Origin of the sequence: Eikenella sp. HMSC071B05 (assembly GCF_001811325.1) — a bacterium.
Classification (GTDB): domain Bacteria; phylum Pseudomonadota; class Gammaproteobacteria; order Burkholderiales; family Neisseriaceae; genus Eikenella; species Eikenella corrodens.
In genome coordinates, this window is sequence record NZ_KV804551.1 from 533,029 (window position 1) to 554,187 (window position 21,159).

Sequence of the window (21,159 nt, forward strand, 5' to 3'; positions counted from 1 at the left end):
CTACCTGAAAACCAAATGCCATGCATCGGCAGGAATATGGCTTTAATCGACCAAGCAGGTTTTTACTTCGCAGAAACCCGCCACATGCATTTTCAGGTAGCCTCAAGCCGTGTTTTTCTTCAGCGAACCCAAATAAATCGCCGCCAAAGTCAGCGCCGCTCCAACCCACTGCCAGCCGTTAATCGGCTTGCTCAGCAGAAAATAATCAATCAGCAGCGCCGCTACCGGCTCGGAAAGCAGCAGCAGCCCGGTGAGCGAGAGCGACAGCAGCGGAATCGCATAAGCAATCAAACCCCAAGCAAAACACTGCATCACCACTCCATACACCAGCACCAGCCCCACATCGCGCCAGTTTGCCGGATACAGCGTCCCGCTGTCGAACAATAGCGCCGGCACCACCAATGCCAGCGCCCCGCCCGCGCTGAGCACCATCATCATCGGAAACAGCGCCACCCGCTCTACCTCATGCATTTTGCGCACAAACACCATCGACAGCGCCAACATCGCCCCCGAAGCCGTACCGCTCACAAAACCCCACACCGCCCGGCCGTTGTGCCCGAACTCCGGGCTGCCGATAAGCGCCACTCCGGCCACCGCCAACAGCAGGCTCGCCAGCTGCAATTTGCCCAAGCGTTCACTGTAAAAAATCACGCCGATGGCCGACAAGAAGAAAATCTGCAAGCTGTTGAGCAGCGTAGAAATACCCGGCCCCACCGCATGGATGCTCTCGTGCCACAACGCCAAATCGACAGCCAGGAACACCCCCGCCAACGCAGCAAAGCGCAACGCCCGCCGGCTGTGCGGCAGCTTCTGCCCGAAATGGCGCATCAACAGCCAAAACCCCACCGCCGCCACAGCCAGCCGCCAAAACGCCACCGCATACGAGCCCACCTGCACAAATTTCACAATCAGGCTGCCCAGCCCGAACACCACGCAGCCCAACACCAACAGCGGCGCGGCATAAGAAATAGTTTGTTGTTTCATCTGATTTTTCCAAAGACAAAGGCTACCTGAAAACTTAGCTTCGGTTTTCAGGTAGCCTTTATGGCAACCACCCGGCGCGCCTACACAATCCTCGCTTTGAGCAAATCATGCATATTCAACGCGCCCAACAGCCTGCCCGCCTCATCGCACACCGGCAAGCCGTTTACGCGGTTTTGCTGCATGGTTTTCAGCGCCTCGGTAGCCAGGCGGTTCGGCGTGATGGTTTTCGGATGCGCCCCCATCACAGCTTGGGCGGTGAGGCCGGAGAGGTCACGCTGCTGCTGGAACAGGCGGCGCAAATCGCCGTCGGTAAAAATGCCTTTCAGGTAGCCTGCCTCGTCGGCCACGGCCACCATGCCCAAGCCTTTTTCGCTCATGCATACAATCAGGTCGGCAAAAGGCGTATCCAGGCGCACCACGGGCAATTCGTCACCCGTGTGCATCACGTCGGCCACTTGCAGCAGCAGGCGTTTGCCCAGGCTGCCGGCAGGGTGGCTCAGCGCAAAATCATCGGGCGTAAAGGAGCGGGCACGCAGCAGCGCCACAGCCAGCGCGTCGCCCAAAGCCAATGCGGCGGTAGTGCTGCTGGTGGGTGCGAGGCCGAGCGGGCAGGCTTCCTGCGGCACAGCCACGGTGAGGTGGATGTCGGCATGGCGCGCCAGCGTGGATTCGGGGCGGCCGGTCATACCGATCAGCGTGATGTTCTTGCGCTTGAGCGCGGGCAGGATCACGGCAATTTCGTCGCTCTCGCCGGAGTTGGAAATGGCCAGCACCACGTCGCCATCCACAATCATGCCCAAATCGCCGTGCGCGGCTTCGGCCGGGTGCACGAAAAAGGCGGGCGTGCCGGTAGAGGCCAGTGTGGCAGCGATTTTGCGCCCGATATGTCCGCTCTTGCCGATGCCGCTCACCACCACGCGGCCTTCGCAGGCCAGCACGGCTTCGCAGGCGCGGGAAAAACTGCTGTCCAACGAGTCGGACAGGGCACGCAATGCATCGGCTTCTATCGCCAGCACTTCGCGGGCGTGGGCGAGATATTGTTGTTCACTCATCATTCTTCTTTCTTCATTCCGGCTTGCAGCGGCCGCCGGAATCGGGTAATTTCCAAAATTTACACATTCAGCAGAGGCTCAAAATATGGCTATTTTGCAGGAAGTCAAACAGCTCGGCCAGCAAATTTGGCTCGACAACCTTTCCCGTTCGCTCGTGCGATCCGGCACACTGGCCAAATGGCAGCAAAGCGGCGTGAGCGGGGTTACCTCCAATCCGGCCATCTTCCGCCAAGCGCTGGCCGGCGACGCATTATACACAGCCGAAATCGCCCAATTAAAGCAGCAGCCGCTTTCTGCCAAGGCGCGCTACGAAACCTTGGCCGTGGCCGACGTGCAAGCCGCCTGCGATGTATTTGCCGCGCAGTTTGCCGCAGAAGGCAACAGCGGCTTGGTGAGCCTGGAGTGCGACCCTGCGCTTTCGCACGACACCGATGGCACCATCGCCGAAGCGCGCCGCCTGTGGCGTTTGATCGGCCGCCCCAACGCCATGATTAAAATCCCCGCCACCGATGCCGGCCTCGCCGCCCTGCCCGCCTTAGTGGCCGACGGCATCAACATCAACCTCACCCTGCTGTTTTCCCGCGCCCAAACCGTGCGTGCCTACCAAGCCTATCAACAAGGCTTGGCGCAACGCGCCGGCCAGGCCGCGCCGCAGCTGGTGGCCAGCTTTTTCATCTCCCGTATCGACACCGCGCTCGATCCCCAGCTGCCGCCGCAGCTGCAAGGCAAAACCGCGCTGGCTCTGGCTCAGGCCGCTTATCAGGATTGGCAGCAATTCTTCAGCCAACCAAGCAGTGCCGTACCCACCGCCCGCCTGCTCTGGGCCAGCACCGGTGTGAAAAACCCTGCCTACCCCGACACCCTGTATGTGGATAATCTCATTGCCCCGCACACCGTCAACACCCTGCCCGATGCCGTGCTGCAAGCCTTTACCGACCACGGCCGTGCTGCCGATGCTCTTTCCCACCCCGCCGTGCCCGCGCAGCCGATTCTGGACGAAGTTACCGCCCTCGGCATCGACCTCGAAGCCTTGGCCGCCAAGCTCCAGCAAGACGGTCTCGCCCAGTTTGAGCAAGCTTTCGCCCAAATGCTCGCCCCGCTGGCCGATTAGGCGAAAGGCTACCTGAAACCGCCACTCCGTTTTTCAGGTAGCCTTCCTCCAATCATAAATACATCACACGCATGAATAACCCGATCGAAATCTACCAAAGCGCAGACGGGCAAACCCAAGTGGAAGTCCGCTTCGACACCGACACCGTATGGCTGTCGCAAGCGCAGATGGTTACCCTGTTCGGGCGTAACCAATCCGTCATTTCCCGCCACATAAACAACGCAATAGCCGAAGGGGAAATCAACGAAAAAAGCAATATGCAAAAAATGCATATTGCTTCCGCCGACCGTCCCGTTACCTTCTACGACCTGGAAACCATTATTTCCGTAGGCTATCGCATCAAATCAGCACAAGGTATCGCCTTCCGCCGCTGGGCCACCGCCCGCCTGAAAGACTACCTGCTCAAAGGCTACGCGCTCAACCAACAACGCCTGCAACAAAACGCCGACGAGCTCACACATGCCTTGCAGCTGATTCAAACCACCGCCGCCTCACCCGCCCTCACACTGGAAGCCGGCCGCGGCTTGGTTGATATCGTCAGCCGCTACACCCACACCTTCCTCTGGCTGCAACAATACGATGAAGGCCTGCTGCAAGAGCCGGCGGGCGAAAACGGCGGCAGCCTGCCCACGCCCGAAGCTGCACGCCGCGCCCTAAGCCAACTCAAAGCCGAACTCATTGCCCGCGGCGAAGCCAGCGACCTGTTTGCCCGCGAACGCGAAGACGGCTTAGCCGCCATTCTCGGCAACCTCGCGCAAAGCGTATTCGGCGCGCCCGCCTACCCCAGCATCGAAAGCAAAGCCGCCCATCTGCTCTACTTTATCGTGAAAAACCATCCCTTTGCCGACGGCAATAAGCGCAGCGGTGCCTTTCTGTTTGTTGATTTCCTGCACCAAAACCGCCGCCTGTTCCGAGCAGACGGCCGCGCTATTATCAACGACACCGGCCTGGCCGCGCTCACCCTATTGGTGGCCGAATCCGCGCCCGCACAAAAAGACACCCTTATTCGACTTATCATGCACATGTTGCAACACTACCCCAACCCGTAACCTTACCATCATCATTATGAATAACCATCTCCTCCCCGACCCCCGCCCCTATCCCGCCGATCCGGTAAAAAACGAACTGCTGCTGCACGCTGCCGCCGTGGCCGCCAACCGCTCCCGCGCCCAAAGCAAACTTTCCGGCGACACCTTGCACAGCCTGATTTTCCAAATGCTGCAATCGCGCCACCTCACTTCCCTTTCCGTGGCGCTGAGCATGGCGCCGAGCGATGCCGTTTACCGCGTCCTGTGGCAGGCCATGGAGCAAACCCTGCGCCCTGCCGCTGCCGAAGAAACCGGCTGGCTCGCCCTGCCCGTGGTACTCGTGGCCGGTTGCAACCAGGCCGCATCCCTGCCAACCGCTCTCGATGCTGCCGCACTTAATGCCAAACTGGCTGAATTCGAGCCCACCCGACATCTGGCGCAAACCATGTGGCTGCCCATGCTGCTCACTGCCGAACAAATCAGCCGCATCAAGTTGGAACAATGGTTTGCCGCCAAACAAAGCCGTGCTGCTGCCGAACAGTTTGCCGCCGCGCAAACCGGCTCGGCAGAAATCGCGATCCCCGCCGGGCAGAGCGTGCACGTGGTGTACGCCTTGGGCTACAACGCGCCCGAAGCCCCCGGCAAACTCGGCCAGGCCGCCCTGCCCCTGATGCAGTATTGGCAGGAACGTTTCGCCATGCCCGGCCTCACCCTGTTTGCCAACCCGCTCGACCCGACCGCCCCGCTCGAGGCCATCCGCAACGGCAGCCATACCCGCCAGCGCATGGCGCTGGATGTATTCGCCGCCAACGCCATCCGCGCCGTGCGCCTGCAAAGCCCGCGCGTCGGCGTGGCCATGGCCGCCCAAGAAGGCGGGCAGATCGTGTTCAGCTTCAGCGCCACCGACCACAGCTACGGCTTGGTGCCGCAAACCTTCCGCTGGCAGCTCGCGCCTACAGACTCCATAGATACCGTAGTGCAAAACTTCCTCGATCTGATGGCCGAATGCCAAGTGGAACACATCCGCCTGCTGCGCGACATCCTGCCTGAAAACGCCGCCATGCCTGATTATCCCCAAGCGCTGGAGTTAAACGGCTTCAACCCGCTGTTTAGCGAAGCGCCGCAATAAGCCCTTCCATTTTTCAGGTAGCCTCTATTCCCAATAAAGGCTACCTGAAAAACTATAGCGAATGAGCCGAACTCCCACAGCGGCCTTGGCCTGCCACCTTGCAGCAAAAGCGAGTTCATCCGCCATCCGCGCTATCTGCCCACCCCGCTGTTCAACAGGCTACCTGAAAATGCTAAAATCGCGCTTCGTCATCCCAACCAGATAAATAAGGAAGTAATATGGCCGGCCACAGCAAATGGGCGAATATCCAACACAAAAAAGCCCGCGTTGATGCCCAACGCGGCAAAATCTTCACCAAACTGATCAAAGAAATCACCGTAGCCGCCCGCCTCGGCGGCGGCGACCCTGCCTCCAATCCCCGCCTGCGCCTGGCCATGGACAAAGCCTGGGATGCCAACATGCCCAAAGACAACGTCCAGCGCGCCATCGACAAAGGCACCGGCAACCTCGAAGGCGTGGAATACATCGAACTGCGCTACGAAGGTTACGGCATCGGCGGCGCCGCCCTGATGGTGGACTGCCTCACCGACAACAAAACCCGCACCGTGGCCGACGTGCGCCACGCCTTCAGCAAACACGGCGGCAACCTCGGCACCGACGGCTGCGTTGCCTTCAACTTCAAACACCAAGGCTACCTCCTGTTCGGCCCAGACACCGAAGAAGACGCCCTGATGGAAGCCGCCCTCGAAGCCGGCGCCGAAGACGTCGTTGCCCACGACGACGGCTCGTTCGAAGTCATCACCGCCCCCAACGACTGGGCAGGCATCAAAGCCGCCCTCGAAAACGCCGGCTTCAAAGCCGAAGACGGCGACGTCACCATGCGTGCCCAAAACGAAACCGTGCTCACCGGCGAAGACGCCGCCAAAATGCAGCGCCTGATCGACGCCCTGGAAGCGCTGGACGACGTGCAGGACGTGTACACCTCCGCCGTGCTCGAGCTCGAGTAAACAAGCAAAGGCTGCCTGAAAGCGAGCAATCATTGCTTTCAGGTAGCCTCATCCCATGCCTTATCGGTTTTCAGATAGCCTCTCAAGCACATAGTTTGGGCATGAATGCCCGACACTGCCGCACCAAACCGCTGCCCAAAATGATGTTTCGGCGCATTCGAAGCAGAGTTTCTACAGAACGAACCAATGTTCCCACACACCGATTCGAGCAAACACCCATGACCTGGCTTCCCCTCTCCCAGCTCAACGAAACCGAACACAGCTGGCGCATCCAAGGCAACACCGTCCAATTCGGCGGCACCGGCACCTACCGCAAACTGCGCGGCTGCGACCCCGCCACCTTCGAAGTATTCGCCGAACCGGGCAGCCTGATTGCCCGCGACCGCAACCACGTCTACCATGGCGCCGAACTGCTTTCCGCCGTGCAGCGCGACAGCTTCGCCCATCTCGGCGAGGGCTATTGGCGCGACGCCAATGCCATATATTGCGAATACGAAACCGCCCTTCGCCCGCTCAAAGGCAGCGATGCCGCCACTTTCCGCCATCTCGGCGAAGGCTACGCCGCCGATCGCGCACAAGCCTACTACGGCGGCAGCAAAATCCAGTCCGCCAATCCCCTGGCACTCCGCCTGCTTCACGGCCTCTACGCCACCGACGGCAACACCGTCTTCTTTGACGGCAAACCCCTGAAAGGCAGCGACCCGCAAACCTGGCGCGAAGCAGCGGGCGAGGCTGGCAAACACAGCTTTTCTCACGACGCCAAACACGTCTACAAAACCAACCGCATCCTACCCGATGCAGACCCCGCCGAATGGGATACCGCCAAAGCCGCCGCCCACGCCGCCGAAGAAGCAGCCCGCCATGCCGAAAATTCCGCCAAAATAAGCGAACTGCTGAAAACCCTTTGGCAAAACGGGCAAACCGACTAAGCCAAAGGCTACCTGAAAACAAACAAAGCACTTTCTCACCAAGCTATAGTGGATTAAATTTAAATCAGGACAAGGCGGCGAGCCGCAGACAGTACAGATAGTACGGCAAGGCGAGCCAACGCTGTACCGGTTTAAATTTAATTCGCTATAAAATACAGCCGCAAACCAGCATCCTGTCCAACTGCCCCACCTACCCATATGTTCAGGTAGCCTCTAAAGAGCCCTTCCCATGACCCAGCTAAAAGACCCCACCCTCCTGCGCACCCGGTGCTACATCAACGGCCAATGGCTTGATGCCGATAGCGGCCGCACCATTGCCGTATCCAACCCCGCCACCGGCGAAACCATCGGCAGCGTGCCCGATATGGGCGCGGCGGAAGCCGAACGCGCGGTGGCTGACGCCCAAACCGCCCTGCCCGCCTGGCGTGCGCTCACAGCCAAACAGCGCAGCCAAATCCTGCGCCGTTGGTTTGATTTGATGATGGAGGCGCAGGAAGACCTCGCCACCCTGCTCACGCTGGAGCAAGGCAAGCCGCTGGCCGAAGCGCGCGGCGAAATTGCCTATGGCGCGTCCTACATCGAGTGGTATGCCGAAGAGGCCAAACGCGTGTATGGCGACACCATCCCCGGCCCCGCGCCCGATAAGCGTATTTTGGTGCTCAAGCAGCCTATCGGCGTGTGTGCTGCGATTACACCGTGGAACTTCCCCAACGCTATGATCACGCGCAAAGCCGCGCCTGCGCTGGCTGCCGGCTGCACCTTCATCATCCGCCCCGCTTCGCAAACGCCGTTTTCCGCGCTGGCCATCGCCGCCCTGGCCGAGCGCGCCGGCATTCCGGCGGGTGTGTTCAATGTGATCACCGGCTCGTCACGCGAAATCGGCCGTGTGCTCACCGAAAGCGATGCGGTGAAAAAATTCAGTTTCACCGGCTCCACCGCCATCGGCCGCCAGTTGCAGGCGCAATGTGCTTCCACCATCAAAAAAACCTCGATGGAGCTGGGCGGTAACGCGCCGTTTATCGTGTTCGACGATGCCGACATCGATGCCGCAGTCTCCGGCGCGATTGCCTGCAAATTCCGCAACGCAGGCCAAACCTGCGTGTGCGCCAACCGCATCTATGTGCAAAGCGGCGTGTATGACGAATTTGTCCGCAAATTCGCCCAGGCGGCAGGCTACCTGAAAGTGGGCAACGGTTTGGAAAGCGGCACGGAATGCGGCCCGCTGATTGATGAGGCCGCGCTGGCCAAAGTGGAAGAACACCTGGCCGACGCGCTCGCCCGAGGCGGCGAAGTAGTTGCCGGCGGCGCGCGCCACCCGGCAGGCAGACTCTTCTTCCAGCCCACCGTTATCCGCCACGCCCATGCCGGCATGAAAGTGGCGCGCGAAGAAACCTTCGGCCCGCTCGCCCCCGTGTTCCGTTTCGAGAGCGAAGCAGACGTATTGCAACAGGCCAACGCCACCGAATACGGCCTGGCCGCCTATTGCTACACACGCAGCCTCGGCACGGCCACGCACATGATGGAAGGCTTGGAATACGGCATGGTCGGCATCAACACCGGCGTGATTTCCAACGAAGCCGCCCCATTCGGCGGCGTGAAGCAGTCGGGCATCGGCCGCGAAGGCGGCAAATACGGGCTGGACGAATATTTGGCAACCAAATACGTAATGCTGTCGGTTTAATACAGCAGGCTACCTGAAAAGCGTCCGCTGCAACACAGTGAAACGATGATTGGCGCAGCCAAGGCTCAGTTTCTGCAAAACGAAAACATGGCACAAATTTTCAGGTAGCCTTTGCGCCAGTCCTTTATAATGTGCGCATTTGCTCGGCGGGTTAAACCAAAATTCGGCGCACTGCCACACCAATTCCGGCTGCAAGCATCATCCCAATAACGAATTAAGATTTTCAGGTAGCCCCAAAGAGGCTACCTGAAAACGGAAAGCACACAAATGAAATTTATCGACGAAGCCAAAATCGAAGTTGCCGCCGGACGCGGCGGCAACGGCGCTGTCAGCTTCCGCCGCGAAAAATACGTTCCGCGCGGCGGCCCAGACGGCGGCGACGGCGGGCGCGGCGGCAGCGTGTTCGCCCTAGCCAGCGAAAACGTAAACACCTTGGTGGAATACCGTTTCGTGAAACGCTATCAGGCGCAAAACGGCGAAAAAGGCCACGGCTCCGACCGCTACGGCGCCGGTGCCGACGATATCGAGCTGCAAATGCCCGTGGGCACACTGATCCGCGATGCCGATACCGGCGAAATCGTGGCCGACCTCACGCAACACGGCCAGCGCGTTTGCCTGGCACGCGGCGGCAAAGGCGGCTTGGGCAACATCCATTTCAAATCTTCGGTTAACCGTGCACCCAAACAAGCCACGCCCGGCGAACCCGGCGAAGCGCGCCGCCTGCTGTTGGAATTGAAAGTGCTGGCCGATGTCGGCCTGTTGGGCATGCCCAATGCCGGCAAATCCACCCTGATCCGCGCCGTATCTGCCGCCCGCCCCAAAGTGGCTGATTATCCCTTCACCACACTGCACCCCAACCTAGGTGTGGTGCGCGTGGACGAAGGCCAAAGCTTTGTGATGGCCGACATCCCCGGCCTGATTGAAGGCGCGGCCGAAGGCGCCGGACTGGGACACCGCTTTTTGAAACACCTTTCGCGCACCGGCCTCTTGCTGCACGTGGTAGACTTAGCCCCGTTCGACGAAGCCGTCAGCCCCGCCGCCGAAGCACTAGCCATCATCAACGAGCTGAAAAAATATGATGACGAACTGTTCGACAAACCGCGCTGGTTAGTACTGAACAAACTGGACATGCTCACGCCGGAAGAGGCTGCCGAACGCAAAGCCGAATTCCTCGAAGCCATCGGTTGGGATTATCCCGCCCCCGGCGAGCCTGGCTTCAATTGGCAAACCCCGCGCCTGTTTGAAATCAGCGCACTCGCCCATCAGGGCACACAGGAATTGGTGCGGCAAATCGGGCAGTATCTGGCCGAGAAGAAACAACTGGCTGCAGCAGAGGCTAACCAACAGACCAATGCTGCACCGCAAATCTCAGAAACCAACGATTATTCGGTGTTGCAGCCGGAATAATTTCATGTAAAGGAAATATCATGATTGTAGGAAAACTTATCAACTGGGTTATCGTAATCGGTGTGGCATACGGCTCATATCAATACCTAAGCACCGGGGATGTTACCTTTGGCGGCCCACCCAAAGAAACTGTGCTCAAATTGGCCAATCAGGCCAACCGAAACTTAGGTCCTAAAGAACACCTAACCACAGGCCATGCTTGTGTGAGAAAAGGTGGCGGCATGATCAAACAAGGTATTTTTCACTGCGAAATCAGGCTATTCAATGGCTTAGCCTCCTACGACACCCCTCCAAAAGCAACCTATACAATCTCTCTCACCAAACGAAACCGCCAATGGCAAGTTATTCACCAATCGCCGTATAAACCCTTTACCAACACGCTGTAAGCATACGGCATCCTCGTGCTGGTTTGCCACACTGCTTATCACAACAAAAGGACAGCCCATGAAACCTCTAGCCTACCTCCCCGCCCTATTGCTGCTGGCCGCCTGCGCCCCGCAAGAGAATACCACGCCAGCCTCTGCCCCGGCTGCCGCTTCCACAGTTGCTGCCTCCCAGCCTACCGCATCAGCTGCTTCCACCGCTGCACAACCCGACACCCAATGGGTCGGCCGCTACTACGGCGTGCTGCCCTGCGCCTCTTGCGAAGGCATCGAAACCACCTTGATATTGCAAGAAGACGGCAGTTACCAACTCACCGAAACTTACAAGCAACGCCAGCCGTTTACCGAAGAAACTGCCGGCCGCCTCACTTGGCGCAAACCGCAAGAAATATTCCAGCTCGACAAAGCCGGCGGCGAGCGGCTCTACCAAATCGGCAACGGCCAGATTTGGGCGCTGGATGCCGACGGCAAACAAGTGGAAGGCGAACTGGCCAACCTCTACATCCTGAAGCAGACCGCAAGCCAGCCTTGATCTTAGAGAAATCCAGCTTTGGCCTAGCCAAACCATTTCAGGTAGCCTTTATGCCTGCCAGTGCATAAAGGCTACCTGAAATTTTCACCATACAGAACCAAACACCGCACCAAACGCCCATGCCTCAGATCACCACCCACAGCACCCGCTTCACCCTGCAGGAAGGTGAAACCCTACTCGAAGCTTTGGAGCGTACCGGCCACGCAGTCGAATACCAATGCCGCAGCGGCTATTGCGGCTCCTGTCGCGTTAAACTCCTATCCGGCAGCGTTACATACCGAGAGTGCCCGCTGGCTCTGATTCTGCCCAACGAAATCCTCACCTGCTGCTGCACAGTAATAGAAGACATCCATATCGACTGCCACCAAAGCGAAAACCAGCCAGATTTATTCGAACCAGATCTGTTCGCCGACAACAGCAGCAAATAACACTAGCCTCGCCATTCATTATCCACATCCAACAAAAGGCTACCTGAAAACTTCAACCAAGTTTTCAGGTAGCCTTTAATTTCGTATCAACAACGGCCTTCGATTTGGCCAGATACTTGATGCTTAACGCCCGGTCTGTGCCGCCAGGCATTGCTCTTGCCGCTGCAGGAAGGCTTCGCTGCCGCCGAGTTTGTCCAGCTGCTGTTGCGGCGAGAGTTTGGGCAGGCTGCGGATGTCTTCCGTGCTGAGTTTTTGCACCGGCTCTTCCCACAGGCAGCGGCAGTAGGGTTCGAGTACACGATCGCTTTGGCCAGCGAGGCCGTGTTTGGCCAGATCGGCCTGCCATTGCGGCACGGCAGGCATATTTTGGATGCAGGCCTCCACGATACGGCGGCTGATGTCGGCATTATCCGGCGCATACAGGCGCGGCACGAGGGCAAAAGCGAGCACCAGCACCGCCGTTACCGACAGCCAGCCGATAAGGGTTCGGCGACGTTTACGGCGGGTGGCTTCATCTGTTTTCATCTCAGCCATGCAGGCTTTCCATACGCAGCATCATCACAGGCTTGAACACGTGCTCCAGCTCTTCGATTTGGGCAATGGCGGCCTTGATGTGCTTTTCTTTAGCCTGATGAGTGAGAATCACGATTTCGGCGTTTTCGTGGTTGATCACACCTTTTTGCAACAGGGCTTCGATGGAGATGCTTTGTTCGGCAAGGATACGGCCGATATTGGCCACCACGCCGGGTTTGTCTTGTGCCGATACGCGCAGGTAGTAGCTGCTGGTGATTTCATCGATTGGCAACACGGGCAGTTCTTCGTTGCTGCGGAAAGCCAACGGCGGCACGCGCTGCTCGCTGGCGGCGTTCATCAAGCGGGCGGTGTCGATGATGTCGGCCACCACGGCGCTGGCAGTGGGGGCAGCACCGGCACCGGCACCGTAATACAAGGTTTCGCCCACCATATTGGATTGCACCAGCACAGCGTTCATCACGCCTTCCACCTGCGCCAACAGGCGGCACTCCGGCACGAGCGTGGGGTGTACGCGCAGTTCGATACCCTCATCGGTTTTACGGGTGATGCCCAGCAGTTTGATGCGGTAGCCCAGCTCTTCAGCGTAGCGGATGTCTTGGCTTTCCAGCTTACTGATGCCTTCCAGGTAGCAGTGTTGGAAATTAATCGGCGTGCCGAACGCAAGCGCGGACATAATGCTCAGTTTGTGCGCCGCATCGTGGCCTTCGATATCGAAAGTCGGATCGGCTTCGGCATAGCCCAGCTCCTGTGCCTGCTTGAGCACGTCGGCAAACGGGCTGCCGTGGGAGCGCATATTGCTCAGGATGAAGTTGCTGGTGCCGTTGATGATGCCGGCCACCGATTTGATGCGGTTGGCAGCCAGGCCTTCGCGCAGGGCTTTGATGATCGGGATGCCGCCGGCCACCGCCGCTTCAAACATCACCATCACATTTTTTTCCGACGCCAGCGCGAAAATTTCGTTGCCGTATTCGGCCAAGAGTTTTTTGTTGGCGGTGACCACGTGTTTGCCGTTTTCGATGGCGCACAACACCACTTCGCGTGCCGTATCCGTACCGCCGATCAGCTCCACCACGATATCCACATCCGCGCTGCGGGCTACCTGAAACACATCGTCCGACACCACCGTGTCACTCGGGCATAGTTTGCGGATACGGTCGGTGTTGTGGCTGGCGGCCATACTGATGCGCACTTCGCGCCCCAGGCGGCGCGTGATTTCCTGCGCGTTTTCCGACAACAATTTGGCCGTACCGCCACCGACGGTACCCATCCCCAAGATGCCAATTCTAATTGGTTGCATGCTGACTCCTTGTTATGATTACGGCTGCGCCGAGCGCCAATTTGCCGTTTTGCTCTAAAATATGCCGGCCTGCCATGCGGGCGGCCAAGCTAATAAACAGTAAAATAAAATCCGAAAGCGGACAGAAAGCCGCTATCTTAGCTGAAAACCACGCTTTTTACACCTTTTAATAGAAACACTTACACTTTTAACCACACTGCCTCGAAGCCAAGCTTTGCAATCTCCTTGCAGCCTATGCTTTTAGGTAGCCTCCAACCCATTCAAACACAAACAAATTATGCTGATTCAAGAACACCAGCCCACTTCCGCCTGCCACATTGGCCACTATCAACGCGGCCAAATCGAAATTGATGGCCATATCTACCGCCAAGCCATATTGCTTGACGGCAGCGGCAGCGTGCAAACCGTTACCCTGGCCTCTGCAGCCGAGCTACAAGCTGCAGACCTAGCCCGCGCCGCTGCAAGCCGGCCCGAAGTAATCCTCATCGGTACTGGCGAGCGGCAACAGTTTTTACACCCGCGCATTGCCGCCGCTGCAAGCGGCATCGGCGTGGAATGCATGCACACCGCTGCCGCCGTGCGCACCTACCTGTTGCTGCAAAGCGAAGGCCGACGTGTGTGGGCATGGTTGTGGCCGTAATGCAGCAGGTAAGATGGCGCAGAATTTTCAGGTAGCCGCTGCAACAGGCTACTTGAAAATGTGGGTTTAAATAAAGAATGAGACAAGGCGGCAAGCCGCAGACAGTACACGCGTTACGGCCAGGCAAGCCAACGCCGTAGCATTCTTATGCTAACCCACTATAATAAAGGCTACCTGAAAACATATCGCCGTTTTCAGGTAGCCTTTTTGCCGTACGCGTTCCTATTGCGGGTCTAAGCCTTGCAAGATACGCTGTGCTTCGGCCGCACTGAGGTTGTAGCGGTAGTAGCGGCGGTAGAAATCTTGGGTTTTGGCTGTCATGTCCACATCGCTAAACCGTTGCGGATGCAGCATCTTGGCTGCCCACAATACTTGCAGGGCGGCTTCGGTACTGTAGCGGTCCCAGCCGAATGTGCCGATCGGGTTGGCGTGCAAGCGGTTGTTCTGTACAGCTTTGATGCTTTGCCAGGCCGGGTCTTGTTTGATGCGGGCGATGGCCTGCGCGGCGTTGCGCCCACCCACGATGATCACGTCGGGATTAGCCTGAACAATGGCTTCCATCGACACTTCGCTCAAGTTGGCCTGTTCGGGCAACGCGGGGCGACCGCCTGCAATGCGTATCCATTCGCCGATGATCGAACGACCGCCGTCAATGCGGCGCAGGTTGGCACCGCCGGTGAGGTGCAGCACGGTGGGTTTCTGCGCGTCGCTCAGATTGGCCAGCCGGCTGCGTACGAACCGCAGGTTGCCGTCTAATTCGGCGTTGTATTGGCGGGCGATTTGCGGGGCGTTGCCGCCAATCACGTCGGCAGTGATGCGTACGGTTTGCTTGAGGCCGTTAAAGTCTTGGAAGCGCACCAGCACGGGCTTCATCCCGGCGCGCCGCACCTGCTGCTGCATGGCGGGCTGGGAAAGCAGCACCACATCAGGGCGCACGCCGAGCAGCGCTTCGCTCTGCACAGTTTGGCCGTTGCTCAAGGCAGGCACGTTTTGAATACGCGGATACACTTTGGCAAACCACGGCAGGTTGCGGACGGCTTCGGTGGTGGCCACCAGTTTGTCGGCACCGCCGAGCATCAGCACCACTTGGTTGTTGGCCGGCCACAGGTCGGCAATGCGGTTTACCTGTTGCGGCAGTTCTACACTTTGGTTGTTGATGTCGCGCACGGTACGAGCGTGCACGGGCTGGAAGGCGAGCAGTAGGCCGGTAAACAGGGCGGCGCTGAGTTTGCTTGGTGTTGAAAACATGGTTTTTCCTTTTTGCTTGAGAGCTTGGGGTGGAATTGAAGGCTACCTGAAAGCATTAGCATCAACGGAGTTAAAACAAGTTTTTGGTTTCAGGTAGCCTGAAATTTGGCCGTTCACAATTGCGCCACGGCGCACACGCGGCGCGGCCAATCGGGCACGTCGAGCAGGCGCAGGCCGACGCCGTAGAGTTGTTCCAGCCTTTCGTTACTCAAAATATCGGCGGTGTTGCCGGCCTGCAGCGTGCCGTCACGACCCAGGATGGCGGTTTGGCTGTGCGGCAGGCGGCCGTGCAGGAGCAGCGGATGTTCGGGATTGTGCGAGGTCATGATGATGGTGTAGCCGCGTTCGGACAAATCCGCCACCAGCCGCAGGGTTTGCACGGCGTTGCCGTAATCGAGTGCAGAAGTGGGCTCGTCAAATAAAATCAATTCAGGCTGCTGCACCAGCACTTTGGCGATATTGGCCAGCTGCTTCTCACCGCCGCTGGTTTCCATATATATATGCCCGGCCAGGTGGGCGATATTCAGCGTTTCCAAAGCCTGCATGGCGGCAGCGTAGTCTTCATCTTTCGGCTTGGCAGCCAAACTCAAATGAGCGGCGCGCCCCAGCACCACATAATCCAACACGCTGTAGCGGTAGGTTTGCGGCGCGGCCTGCGACACATAGCCCACCAGCCGCGCAATCTGGCGCGGCCGCATAGCCTGCACGTTTTGCCCGTTCAGCAGAACGCGCCCCTGCTGCGGGGCAAGTAGGCCGGCGATGCAGTTGAGCAGGGTGGATTTGCCCGCGCCGTTGCGGCCGAGCAGTGTGAGCAGCGTGCCGCGTTCGATGTGCAGATTGACGCCGTTGAGCACGGGGCGGCCGCGGTAGGCGTAATGCAGGTTTTCGATGTTCAGCATGGTTTGTTTGGGTTATTTCTAATCCGGGCTTGGGCTACCTGAAAGCAGGATTCTGCGCGGCACAAACAAGTAAAACAGGTTTGCCGGAATCGGGCGGGCAGATTTTAACTTCGTTGAAGCTCACGCTTTCAGGTAGCCTGCAATGCAGCCTGTGTACAGCCGCCCAAATCAAAAGGTTGGCTGGCTGCGACTAATCCGCCACTTTCTGCCGCACCAGCACCCAGGCGAAAAACGGTGCGCCGATGAAACCAGTGATGATGCCCAGCGGAATTTCCTGTTCATACAGATTGCGCGCCAGTGTGTCGGTGCACAGCAGAAACAGTGCGCCGGCCAAGATGGAGAGCGGCAGCGTGCGCAGGTTGTTGTCGCCCGCCGCCAGCCGCGCCAAGTGCGGCACCACCAAGCCCAGCCAGCCGATGGTGCCGCTCAGGCACACCGCCGAGGCAGTCAGCAGCGTGGCGCACACCACCATAATCGTGCGTTCGCGCCGGATTTCCGCCCCCACCAGCCGCGCTTCCCTATCGCCCAGCGACAACACATTGATGCGCCAACGCATCGCCACCAGCACGCCGGCGGCCAGCAGCATTACCGGCACCAGCGCCGCCAGATTGCCGTATTCCGATTTTGCCAGGCTGCCCATCTGCCAATACACGATTTCCGCCAGCTCGGTTTCCGGATCGGCCAGATATTTCATCAACCCCAGCGTGGCCGACATAAAGCCCGACACCACAATCCCCGCCAGCACCAAAATCACTGCCGAATCGCGCCCTATCAGCCGAGGTAGCGCTAAAGTCATCACCACAGCCAACAACCCGCCGGCAAAGGCCGCTGCTTGAGTGCCCCAAATGCTCCAGCCGAGCAGAATCGACAACGCCGCGCCTACGCAAGCACCAGAAGACACGCCAAGCAAATCGGGCGACACCAGCGGGTTGCGGAAAATTCCCTGATAAGTTGCGCCCGAAGCCGCCAGCGCCGCGCCCACCAGCATGGCTGCCAAAATACGCGGCAGGCGCAAATTCAACACAATATTGGCCTGCACCTCGTCGGCCTGAATCTGCGGCAGGCTTGCTGCAAAGGGCAAATGCCACTCAGATGCCAGCTGCACCGTCCCCTGCATCAGGCTGCGCCACACCCCGCCCGGTGGCACGGGATAGCGCCCCCACGACAGGGAAAACAACACCGCCAGCAGCAACAGGCAGGCAAGAGTGGCCATCAGCAGCAGATAGCCGGCAGAACGTTTGGGCGGCGGCACAGACATAAGGCATCGGAAACAGGCAGGGAAAACTGCCGCATTCTATCTGCAAGGCAAACCTCGTTTTATCGTACGAAAGGAGTATGCCCCGCCTTCCCCTTCCGGCGGATGCGGCGTGCGAGTGCCAGCATGGCTGCAGGCCGCCAATTTCCGCTCCACCACCCAGCCTGCCGCATAGCCGATAGGACTAGTCCTTCCGCCTGATGGTTTCCACCGCGCCAAAAACCGATTATCCGCCCCCGCAAAACTCGGCAACCATGCCGCGCCTGCCGAAACAATATTTTCAGGTAGCCTCTGATGCACAGCAGGCTACCTGAAAACTATCTCTCTACTTACTTTTGAACAAACCGCTCACAAGGACTCACGCCAAATGCAAACCAAGTTGTTCCGCCTCACCGTGCTCAACGCACTCCTTCTCTCTGGTTTCGCCACTGCCGAAACCGCACCTGCTGCCAGCGAACCTATTGCCGACAGTGCCGAGCTGGAAACCATCTATATCACTGCCGAAGCCCAAGTTAAACAGCAGCTTGGTTCCTCGCTAATCACCAAGCAAGACCTGCAGCGCACGCCGGTGAGCAACGACATTTCCGAAATCGTCAGCAAAATGCCCGGCGTTACCCTCAGCACCAACTCGCCCGGCGGCACACGCGGCAACAAACGCCAAATCGACATCCGCGCCATGGGCCCGGAAAACACACTGATTCTGATCGACGGCAAACCCGTGCGCTCGCGCAATGCCGAACGCTACGGCCGCGGCGGCGTGCGCAACACGCGCGGTGATTCCAACTGGGTACCGCCCGAAATGATTGAAAAAATCGAAGTGTTGCGCGGCCCCGCCGCTGCCCGCTACGGCTCCGGCGCCATGGGCGGCGTGGTAAACATCCGCACCAAATCCATCACCCGCGAATTCCACGGCAGCGTAGGCACCTATATCGAACAGCCGCAGAGCGGTACCGGCCAAGGCGCTACCCGCCGTGCCAACTTCATCGTATCCGGCCCCATCGTGCAAGACACCCTCGGCTTCCGCCTCTACGGTAGCCTCAACAAAACCAGCCCCGATGATTTCGACATCAACAACAGCGTAAACACCGGCACGGCTCTGAGCGCCGGCCGCGAAGGCGTGCGCAACCGCGACATCGCCGGCCGCCTGCAATGGGACATCAGCCCCACCCAACGCCTTACCTTCGATGCCTCCTACAGCCGCCAAGGCAATATCTACAACGGCGACACTCAAAGCAGCAACGTACTCGTTCCGGCCGTGCGCAACGTTGCCTTCCCGCTTATCGGCACAGAAACCGCCCGCCTCTACCGCCAAAGCTACACCCTTACCCACCGCGGCAACTGGGAATGGGGCGACTTGGAAAGCTACATCAGCTTCGACAAAACCGTAAACAGCCGCCTGCCCGAAGGCCTGCTCGGCAGCACCGAGGGTGCCTACAACAGCACCACCGGCTTTTCCGACAGTATCCTGAAAAACTACCGCTTCGGCAGCCGTGCCGATTTGCCTTTGGGGCGCCATACCCTCACCGTGGGCGCGGAAGGCGGCCGCTCCGTGCTCGACGATTCCGCCTCCATGAAGCAAACCATGCAAACCTACGGCAACATCCCCTGGCTCGCCAGCACCGGCCGCAGCGGCAAAGGCAGCCAGAATGATTTTGCCATCTATGTGGAAGACAATATTTCCCTCAACCAAGGCCGCACCTTCCTGACCCCTGGCCTGCGCTGGGACTACAACACCGCCTTCGGCTCCACCTTCTCCCCCTCGTTCAACTTCTCCCACGCCCTGAACGACAACTGGCGGATTAAAGGCGGCATCGCCCGCGCCTTCAAAGCGCCCAACTTATACCAAACCCAGCCCAACTACATGCTGACCAATGCCAGCCACGGCTGCCCCATCGACGAACACAACCGCTGGGACAACCCCAACGCACAAAATAACAGTGCCACCGGCGGCACCGGCGCAGGCAACGATCAGCGCCCCACCGACCCCTATCTCAACAACCGCCCAGGCGGCTTCGACTGGGGCCGTGCCTGCTACTTTGTCGGCAATAAAGACATCAAACCCGAAACCAGTATCAATAAAGAAATCGGTTTCGAGTTCAACAAAGACGGCTACCTCGCCTCGCTGGCCTATTTCCACAACGACTACCGCAACCGCATCGTCGACAACGGCGAATTCGTAACCACTATTGATGCCCCGCCCGGCGGCTATAACCGCGACGTGCGCCGCAGCAATAACCGCGCCGGCATCAACATCTGGCGCAACTACACCGCCACCAACGTGTACCAATGGGGCAACCGCGGCAAAGCCGTACTCGCCGGCTTCGAAGGCAACGTAACCCTGCCGCTGATTCGCGACAAACTGAACTTCAGCACCAACTTCACTTATTTTCAGCGTAACGAAGAGAAGTTCTACGGTAATCCCGTATCGATTGTGCCCAAATACACCATCAACAGCGCACTCAATTGGCAAATCACTCCCGAATGGGACTTAAACGCCACCTACACCTACTACGGCCGCCAAAAAACCGGCTCTCGGCCCACCCGCTTCATCGACGTGTACTATGAAGACGGCGGCAGCAAGCTGAAAGAGCATGAACTGGGCAGCTACGGCGTGTTCGGACTCAACGTCGGCTACAACTGGAAAGACACCGTCAGCCTGCGTGCCGGCGTGAACAACCTGTTCGACAAAACCATCCTGCGTACCGCCGGCACCGCCCGCACCTACAACGAACGCCGCCGCAGCTTCTTCTTTAACGCCCGCTATTCGTTTTAAAGGCGGATAGCCAAACCCGCGGTCTAACATAAAAAAGGCTACCTGAAACCTGGCAGCAGCTCTGCTGCACCACGTTTTCAGGTAACCTTTTCTAGCACTACTCTCTCGCTATAAATTGATACAAAACAACCTATCCAGCCAAAACATCCCCATCCTCCGCCAATTCCCGCATCCACCCGTTTGCCACAAACGACACTGCCCGATTACCCGCCACGATAAAGTGATCCAACAACCGCACATCCAGCAGCGCCAATGCCTGTTGCAGGCGACGGGTGAAGGCTAAATCTGCTGGCGAAGGCTCGGTCGAGCCGCCAGGGTGATTGTGCGCGATAATCAGCGAAGCGGCATGATGGCTCAGGGCAAGCTTTGCCACCTCGCGGATATACACCGTGTTTTCCGCCACCGTGCCGCGCGACAATTCCTGAAATGCAATCAACTTATGACTGCTGCTCAACAGCATCGCCACGCTCACTTCCACCGGCTCATGCGCCAATTGCAGCACCAGATAATTGGCCACTGCGTCTGGCGAGTTGAAAGCGGGTGTATCGCGCATTTCCTCGGCCAGCAGGCGCCGCCCGATTTCTCGTACCACGGCAAACTGGCAATACGCCGCTTCGCCCATGCCCTTGTGCATCGTCAGTTCGGCGGCAGGTGCGGAAAGCAGTCGGTTGAGTGAGCCAAATTCCTGTAACAGATAACGTGCCAAATCCACCGCACTCATCCCCTGCGTGCCTACCCGCAACAGGATGGCCAACAGTTCCGCATCGCTTAATGCTCCCGCGCCGCGATGCAACAGTTTCTCGCGCGGCCGTTCGTTTTCTGGCCAATGTTTAATGCCCATCTTAATTTCCCTTTATGCGTATCGCGTTAACTAGCGGATTATACAAGAGCAACACAATTCC

At 58.7% G+C, this 21,159-nt stretch carries 20 protein-coding genes; 12 read left to right on the forward strand and 8 right to left on the reverse strand.

Translation table 11 applies throughout. From position 1 onward, the window contains the following. Positions 1-102: 102 nt before the first annotated feature. Both HMPREF2796_RS08650 and HMPREF2796_RS08655 read right to left on the reverse strand, forming a co-directional pair. The gene (locus tag HMPREF2796_RS08650) at positions 103-984 is read right to left on the reverse strand and encodes a DMT family transporter (RefSeq protein WP_070632909.1); all 882 of its coding nucleotides are present in this window, start codon (positions 982-984) and stop codon (positions 103-105) included. Between the two features lie 80 nt (positions 985-1,064). Then, positions 1,065-2,039 (reverse strand): KpsF/GutQ family sugar-phosphate isomerase, encoded by a 975-nt coding sequence (locus HMPREF2796_RS08655; protein WP_070632911.1) that lies wholly within the window; start codon positions 2,037-2,039, stop codon positions 1,065-1,067. Between the two features lie 82 nt (positions 2,040-2,121). Here HMPREF2796_RS08655 and tal point away from each other — a divergent pair, with 82 nt between their 5' ends. From tal to yfaE, 10 genes are all read left to right on the forward strand, one after another. Continuing rightward, positions 2,122-3,147: a transaldolase gene (gene tal, locus HMPREF2796_RS08660; protein ID WP_070632913.1), complete on the forward strand. Its 1,026-nt coding sequence runs from the start codon at positions 2,122-2,124 to the stop codon at positions 3,145-3,147. A 71-nt stretch (positions 3,148-3,218) separates the two neighbouring features. Then, positions 3,219-4,196 (forward strand): virulence RhuM family protein/type II toxin-antitoxin system death-on-curing family toxin, encoded by a 978-nt coding sequence (rhuM, locus tag HMPREF2796_RS08665; RefSeq protein ID WP_070632915.1) that lies wholly within the window; start codon positions 3,219-3,221, stop codon positions 4,194-4,196. Between the two features lie 16 nt (positions 4,197-4,212). Then, positions 4,213-5,304, forward strand: a complete 1,092-nt coding sequence (locus tag HMPREF2796_RS08670; RefSeq protein ID WP_070632917.1) for a conjugal transfer protein — start codon at positions 4,213-4,215, stop codon at positions 5,302-5,304. Between the two features lie 218 nt (positions 5,305-5,522). Beyond that, positions 5,523-6,251, forward strand: a complete 729-nt coding sequence (locus tag HMPREF2796_RS08675) for a YebC/PmpR family DNA-binding transcriptional regulator (RefSeq protein WP_070632919.1) — start codon at positions 5,523-5,525, stop codon at positions 6,249-6,251. Between the two features lie 218 nt (positions 6,252-6,469). Continuing rightward, on the forward strand, positions 6,470-7,180 hold the full coding sequence (locus HMPREF2796_RS08680) for a DKNYY domain-containing protein (RefSeq protein WP_070632922.1): 711 nt from the start codon (positions 6,470-6,472) through the stop codon (positions 7,178-7,180). Between the two features lie 229 nt (positions 7,181-7,409). Then, positions 7,410-8,861 carry an NAD-dependent succinate-semialdehyde dehydrogenase gene (locus HMPREF2796_RS08685; protein WP_070632925.1) on the forward strand — a complete coding sequence of 484 codons (1,452 nt, stop codon included), beginning with the start codon at positions 7,410-7,412 and terminating at the stop codon, positions 8,859-8,861. Between the two features lie 267 nt (positions 8,862-9,128). After that, a complete protein-coding gene (gene obgE, locus HMPREF2796_RS08690) occupies positions 9,129-10,268 on the forward strand; it encodes a GTPase ObgE (protein WP_070632927.1) in 1,140 nt (379 codons plus the stop codon). A gap of 20 nt (positions 10,269-10,288) precedes the next feature. After that, the gene (locus HMPREF2796_RS08695; RefSeq protein WP_070632929.1) at positions 10,289-10,654 is read left to right on the forward strand and encodes a hypothetical protein; all 366 of its coding nucleotides are present in this window, start codon (positions 10,289-10,291) and stop codon (positions 10,652-10,654) included. 58 nt (positions 10,655-10,712) lie between these two features. After that, entirely contained in the window at positions 10,713-11,183 is a 471-nt protein-coding gene (locus tag HMPREF2796_RS08700) for a copper resistance protein NlpE (protein ID WP_070632932.1), read from the forward strand. A 119-nt stretch (positions 11,184-11,302) separates the two neighbouring features. After that, positions 11,303-11,611, forward strand: coding sequence for a class I ribonucleotide reductase maintenance protein YfaE (gene yfaE, locus HMPREF2796_RS08705; protein WP_070632935.1), 309 nt, complete (start codon positions 11,303-11,305; stop codon positions 11,609-11,611). A 123-nt stretch (positions 11,612-11,734) separates the two neighbouring features. Here the strand turns inward: yfaE and HMPREF2796_RS08710 are convergent, their stop codons facing one another. Further along, positions 11,735-12,145 (reverse strand): hypothetical protein, encoded by a 411-nt coding sequence (locus HMPREF2796_RS08710; RefSeq protein ID WP_070632937.1) that lies wholly within the window; start codon positions 12,143-12,145, stop codon positions 11,735-11,737. Continuing rightward, a complete protein-coding gene (locus tag HMPREF2796_RS08715; protein WP_070632939.1) occupies positions 12,138-13,442 on the reverse strand; it encodes a homoserine dehydrogenase in 1,305 nt (434 codons plus the stop codon). Before HMPREF2796_RS08715 ends, HMPREF2796_RS08710 begins: the two co-directional genes overlap by 8 nt. A gap of 277 nt (positions 13,443-13,719) precedes the next feature. On the opposite strand from HMPREF2796_RS08715, the gene HMPREF2796_RS08720 reads away from it, so the two are divergent. After that, on the forward strand, positions 13,720-14,082 hold the full coding sequence (locus HMPREF2796_RS08720; protein WP_070632941.1) for an Mth938-like domain-containing protein: 363 nt from the start codon (positions 13,720-13,722) through the stop codon (positions 14,080-14,082). Positions 14,083-14,304: 222 nt separating this feature from the next. Here HMPREF2796_RS08720 and HMPREF2796_RS08725 read toward each other — a convergent pair whose 3' ends face one another. The 3 genes from HMPREF2796_RS08725 to HMPREF2796_RS08735 all read right to left on the reverse strand — a co-directional run bounded on the left by HMPREF2796_RS08725 (position 14,305) and on the right by HMPREF2796_RS08735 (position 17,487). Then, positions 14,305-15,330, reverse strand: a complete 1,026-nt coding sequence (locus HMPREF2796_RS08725) for an ABC transporter substrate-binding protein (RefSeq protein WP_070632943.1) — start codon at positions 15,328-15,330, stop codon at positions 14,305-14,307. A 113-nt stretch (positions 15,331-15,443) separates the two neighbouring features. Next, positions 15,444-16,229: an ABC transporter ATP-binding protein gene (locus HMPREF2796_RS08730; protein WP_070632945.1), complete on the reverse strand. Its 786-nt coding sequence runs from the start codon at positions 16,227-16,229 to the stop codon at positions 15,444-15,446. Between the two features lie 190 nt (positions 16,230-16,419). Next, entirely contained in the window at positions 16,420-17,487 is a 1,068-nt protein-coding gene (locus HMPREF2796_RS08735; protein ID WP_083308688.1) for a FecCD family ABC transporter permease, read from the reverse strand. Positions 17,488-17,851: 364 nt separating this feature from the next. Here HMPREF2796_RS08735 and HMPREF2796_RS08740 point away from each other — a divergent pair, with 364 nt between their 5' ends. Continuing rightward, the gene (locus tag HMPREF2796_RS08740) at positions 17,852-20,257 is read left to right on the forward strand and encodes a FepA family TonB-dependent siderophore receptor (protein ID WP_083308689.1); all 2,406 of its coding nucleotides are present in this window, start codon (positions 17,852-17,854) and stop codon (positions 20,255-20,257) included. 130 nt (positions 20,258-20,387) lie between these two features. On the opposite strand, the gene radC is transcribed toward HMPREF2796_RS08740, so the two are convergent. Then, complete coding sequence (gene radC, locus HMPREF2796_RS08745; RefSeq protein ID WP_070632947.1) at positions 20,388-21,098, reverse strand: RadC family protein; 711 nt, start codon at positions 21,096-21,098, stop codon at positions 20,388-20,390. Between the last annotated feature and the right edge of the window lie 61 nt (positions 21,099-21,159).

Coding starts and splice junctions, on each gene's coding strand:
- HMPREF2796_RS08650 (WP_070632909.1), bottom strand. CDS start 984: ATGAAACAACAAACTATTTCTTATGCCGCGCCGCTGTTGGTGTTGGGC.
- HMPREF2796_RS08655 (WP_070632911.1), bottom strand. CDS start 2,039: ATGATGAGTGAACAACAATATCTCGCCCACGCCCGCGAAGTGCTGGCG.
- tal (WP_070632913.1), top strand. CDS start 2,122: ATGGCTATTTTGCAGGAAGTCAAACAGCTCGGCCAGCAAATTTGGCTC.
- rhuM (WP_070632915.1), top strand. CDS start 3,219: ATGAATAACCCGATCGAAATCTACCAAAGCGCAGACGGGCAAACCCAA.
- HMPREF2796_RS08670 (WP_070632917.1), top strand. CDS start 4,213: ATGAATAACCATCTCCTCCCCGACCCCCGCCCCTATCCCGCCGATCCG.
- HMPREF2796_RS08675 (WP_070632919.1), top strand. CDS start 5,523: ATGGCCGGCCACAGCAAATGGGCGAATATCCAACACAAAAAAGCCCGC.
- HMPREF2796_RS08680 (WP_070632922.1), top strand. CDS start 6,470: ATGACCTGGCTTCCCCTCTCCCAGCTCAACGAAACCGAACACAGCTGG.
- HMPREF2796_RS08685 (WP_070632925.1), top strand. CDS start 7,410: ATGACCCAGCTAAAAGACCCCACCCTCCTGCGCACCCGGTGCTACATC.
- obgE (WP_070632927.1), top strand. CDS start 9,129: ATGAAATTTATCGACGAAGCCAAAATCGAAGTTGCCGCCGGACGCGGC.
- HMPREF2796_RS08695 (WP_070632929.1), top strand. CDS start 10,289: ATGATTGTAGGAAAACTTATCAACTGGGTTATCGTAATCGGTGTGGCA.
- HMPREF2796_RS08700 (WP_070632932.1), top strand. CDS start 10,713: ATGAAACCTCTAGCCTACCTCCCCGCCCTATTGCTGCTGGCCGCCTGC.
- yfaE (WP_070632935.1), top strand. CDS start 11,303: ATGCCTCAGATCACCACCCACAGCACCCGCTTCACCCTGCAGGAAGGT.
- HMPREF2796_RS08710 (WP_070632937.1), bottom strand. CDS start 12,145: ATGGCTGAGATGAAAACAGATGAAGCCACCCGCCGTAAACGTCGCCGA.
- HMPREF2796_RS08715 (WP_070632939.1), bottom strand. CDS start 13,442: ATGCAACCAATTAGAATTGGCATCTTGGGGATGGGTACCGTCGGTGGC.
- HMPREF2796_RS08720 (WP_070632941.1), top strand. CDS start 13,720: ATGCTGATTCAAGAACACCAGCCCACTTCCGCCTGCCACATTGGCCAC.
- HMPREF2796_RS08725 (WP_070632943.1), bottom strand. CDS start 15,330: ATGTTTTCAACACCAAGCAAACTCAGCGCCGCCCTGTTTACCGGCCTA.
- HMPREF2796_RS08730 (WP_070632945.1), bottom strand. CDS start 16,229: ATGCTGAACATCGAAAACCTGCATTACGCCTACCGCGGCCGCCCCGTG.
- HMPREF2796_RS08735 (WP_083308688.1), bottom strand. CDS start 17,487: ATGTCTGTGCCGCCGCCCAAACGTTCTGCCGGCTATCTGCTGCTGATG.
- HMPREF2796_RS08740 (WP_083308689.1), top strand. CDS start 17,852: ATGCAAACCAAGTTGTTCCGCCTCACCGTGCTCAACGCACTCCTTCTC.
- radC (WP_070632947.1), bottom strand. CDS start 21,098: ATGGGCATTAAACATTGGCCAGAAAACGAACGGCCGCGCGAGAAACTG.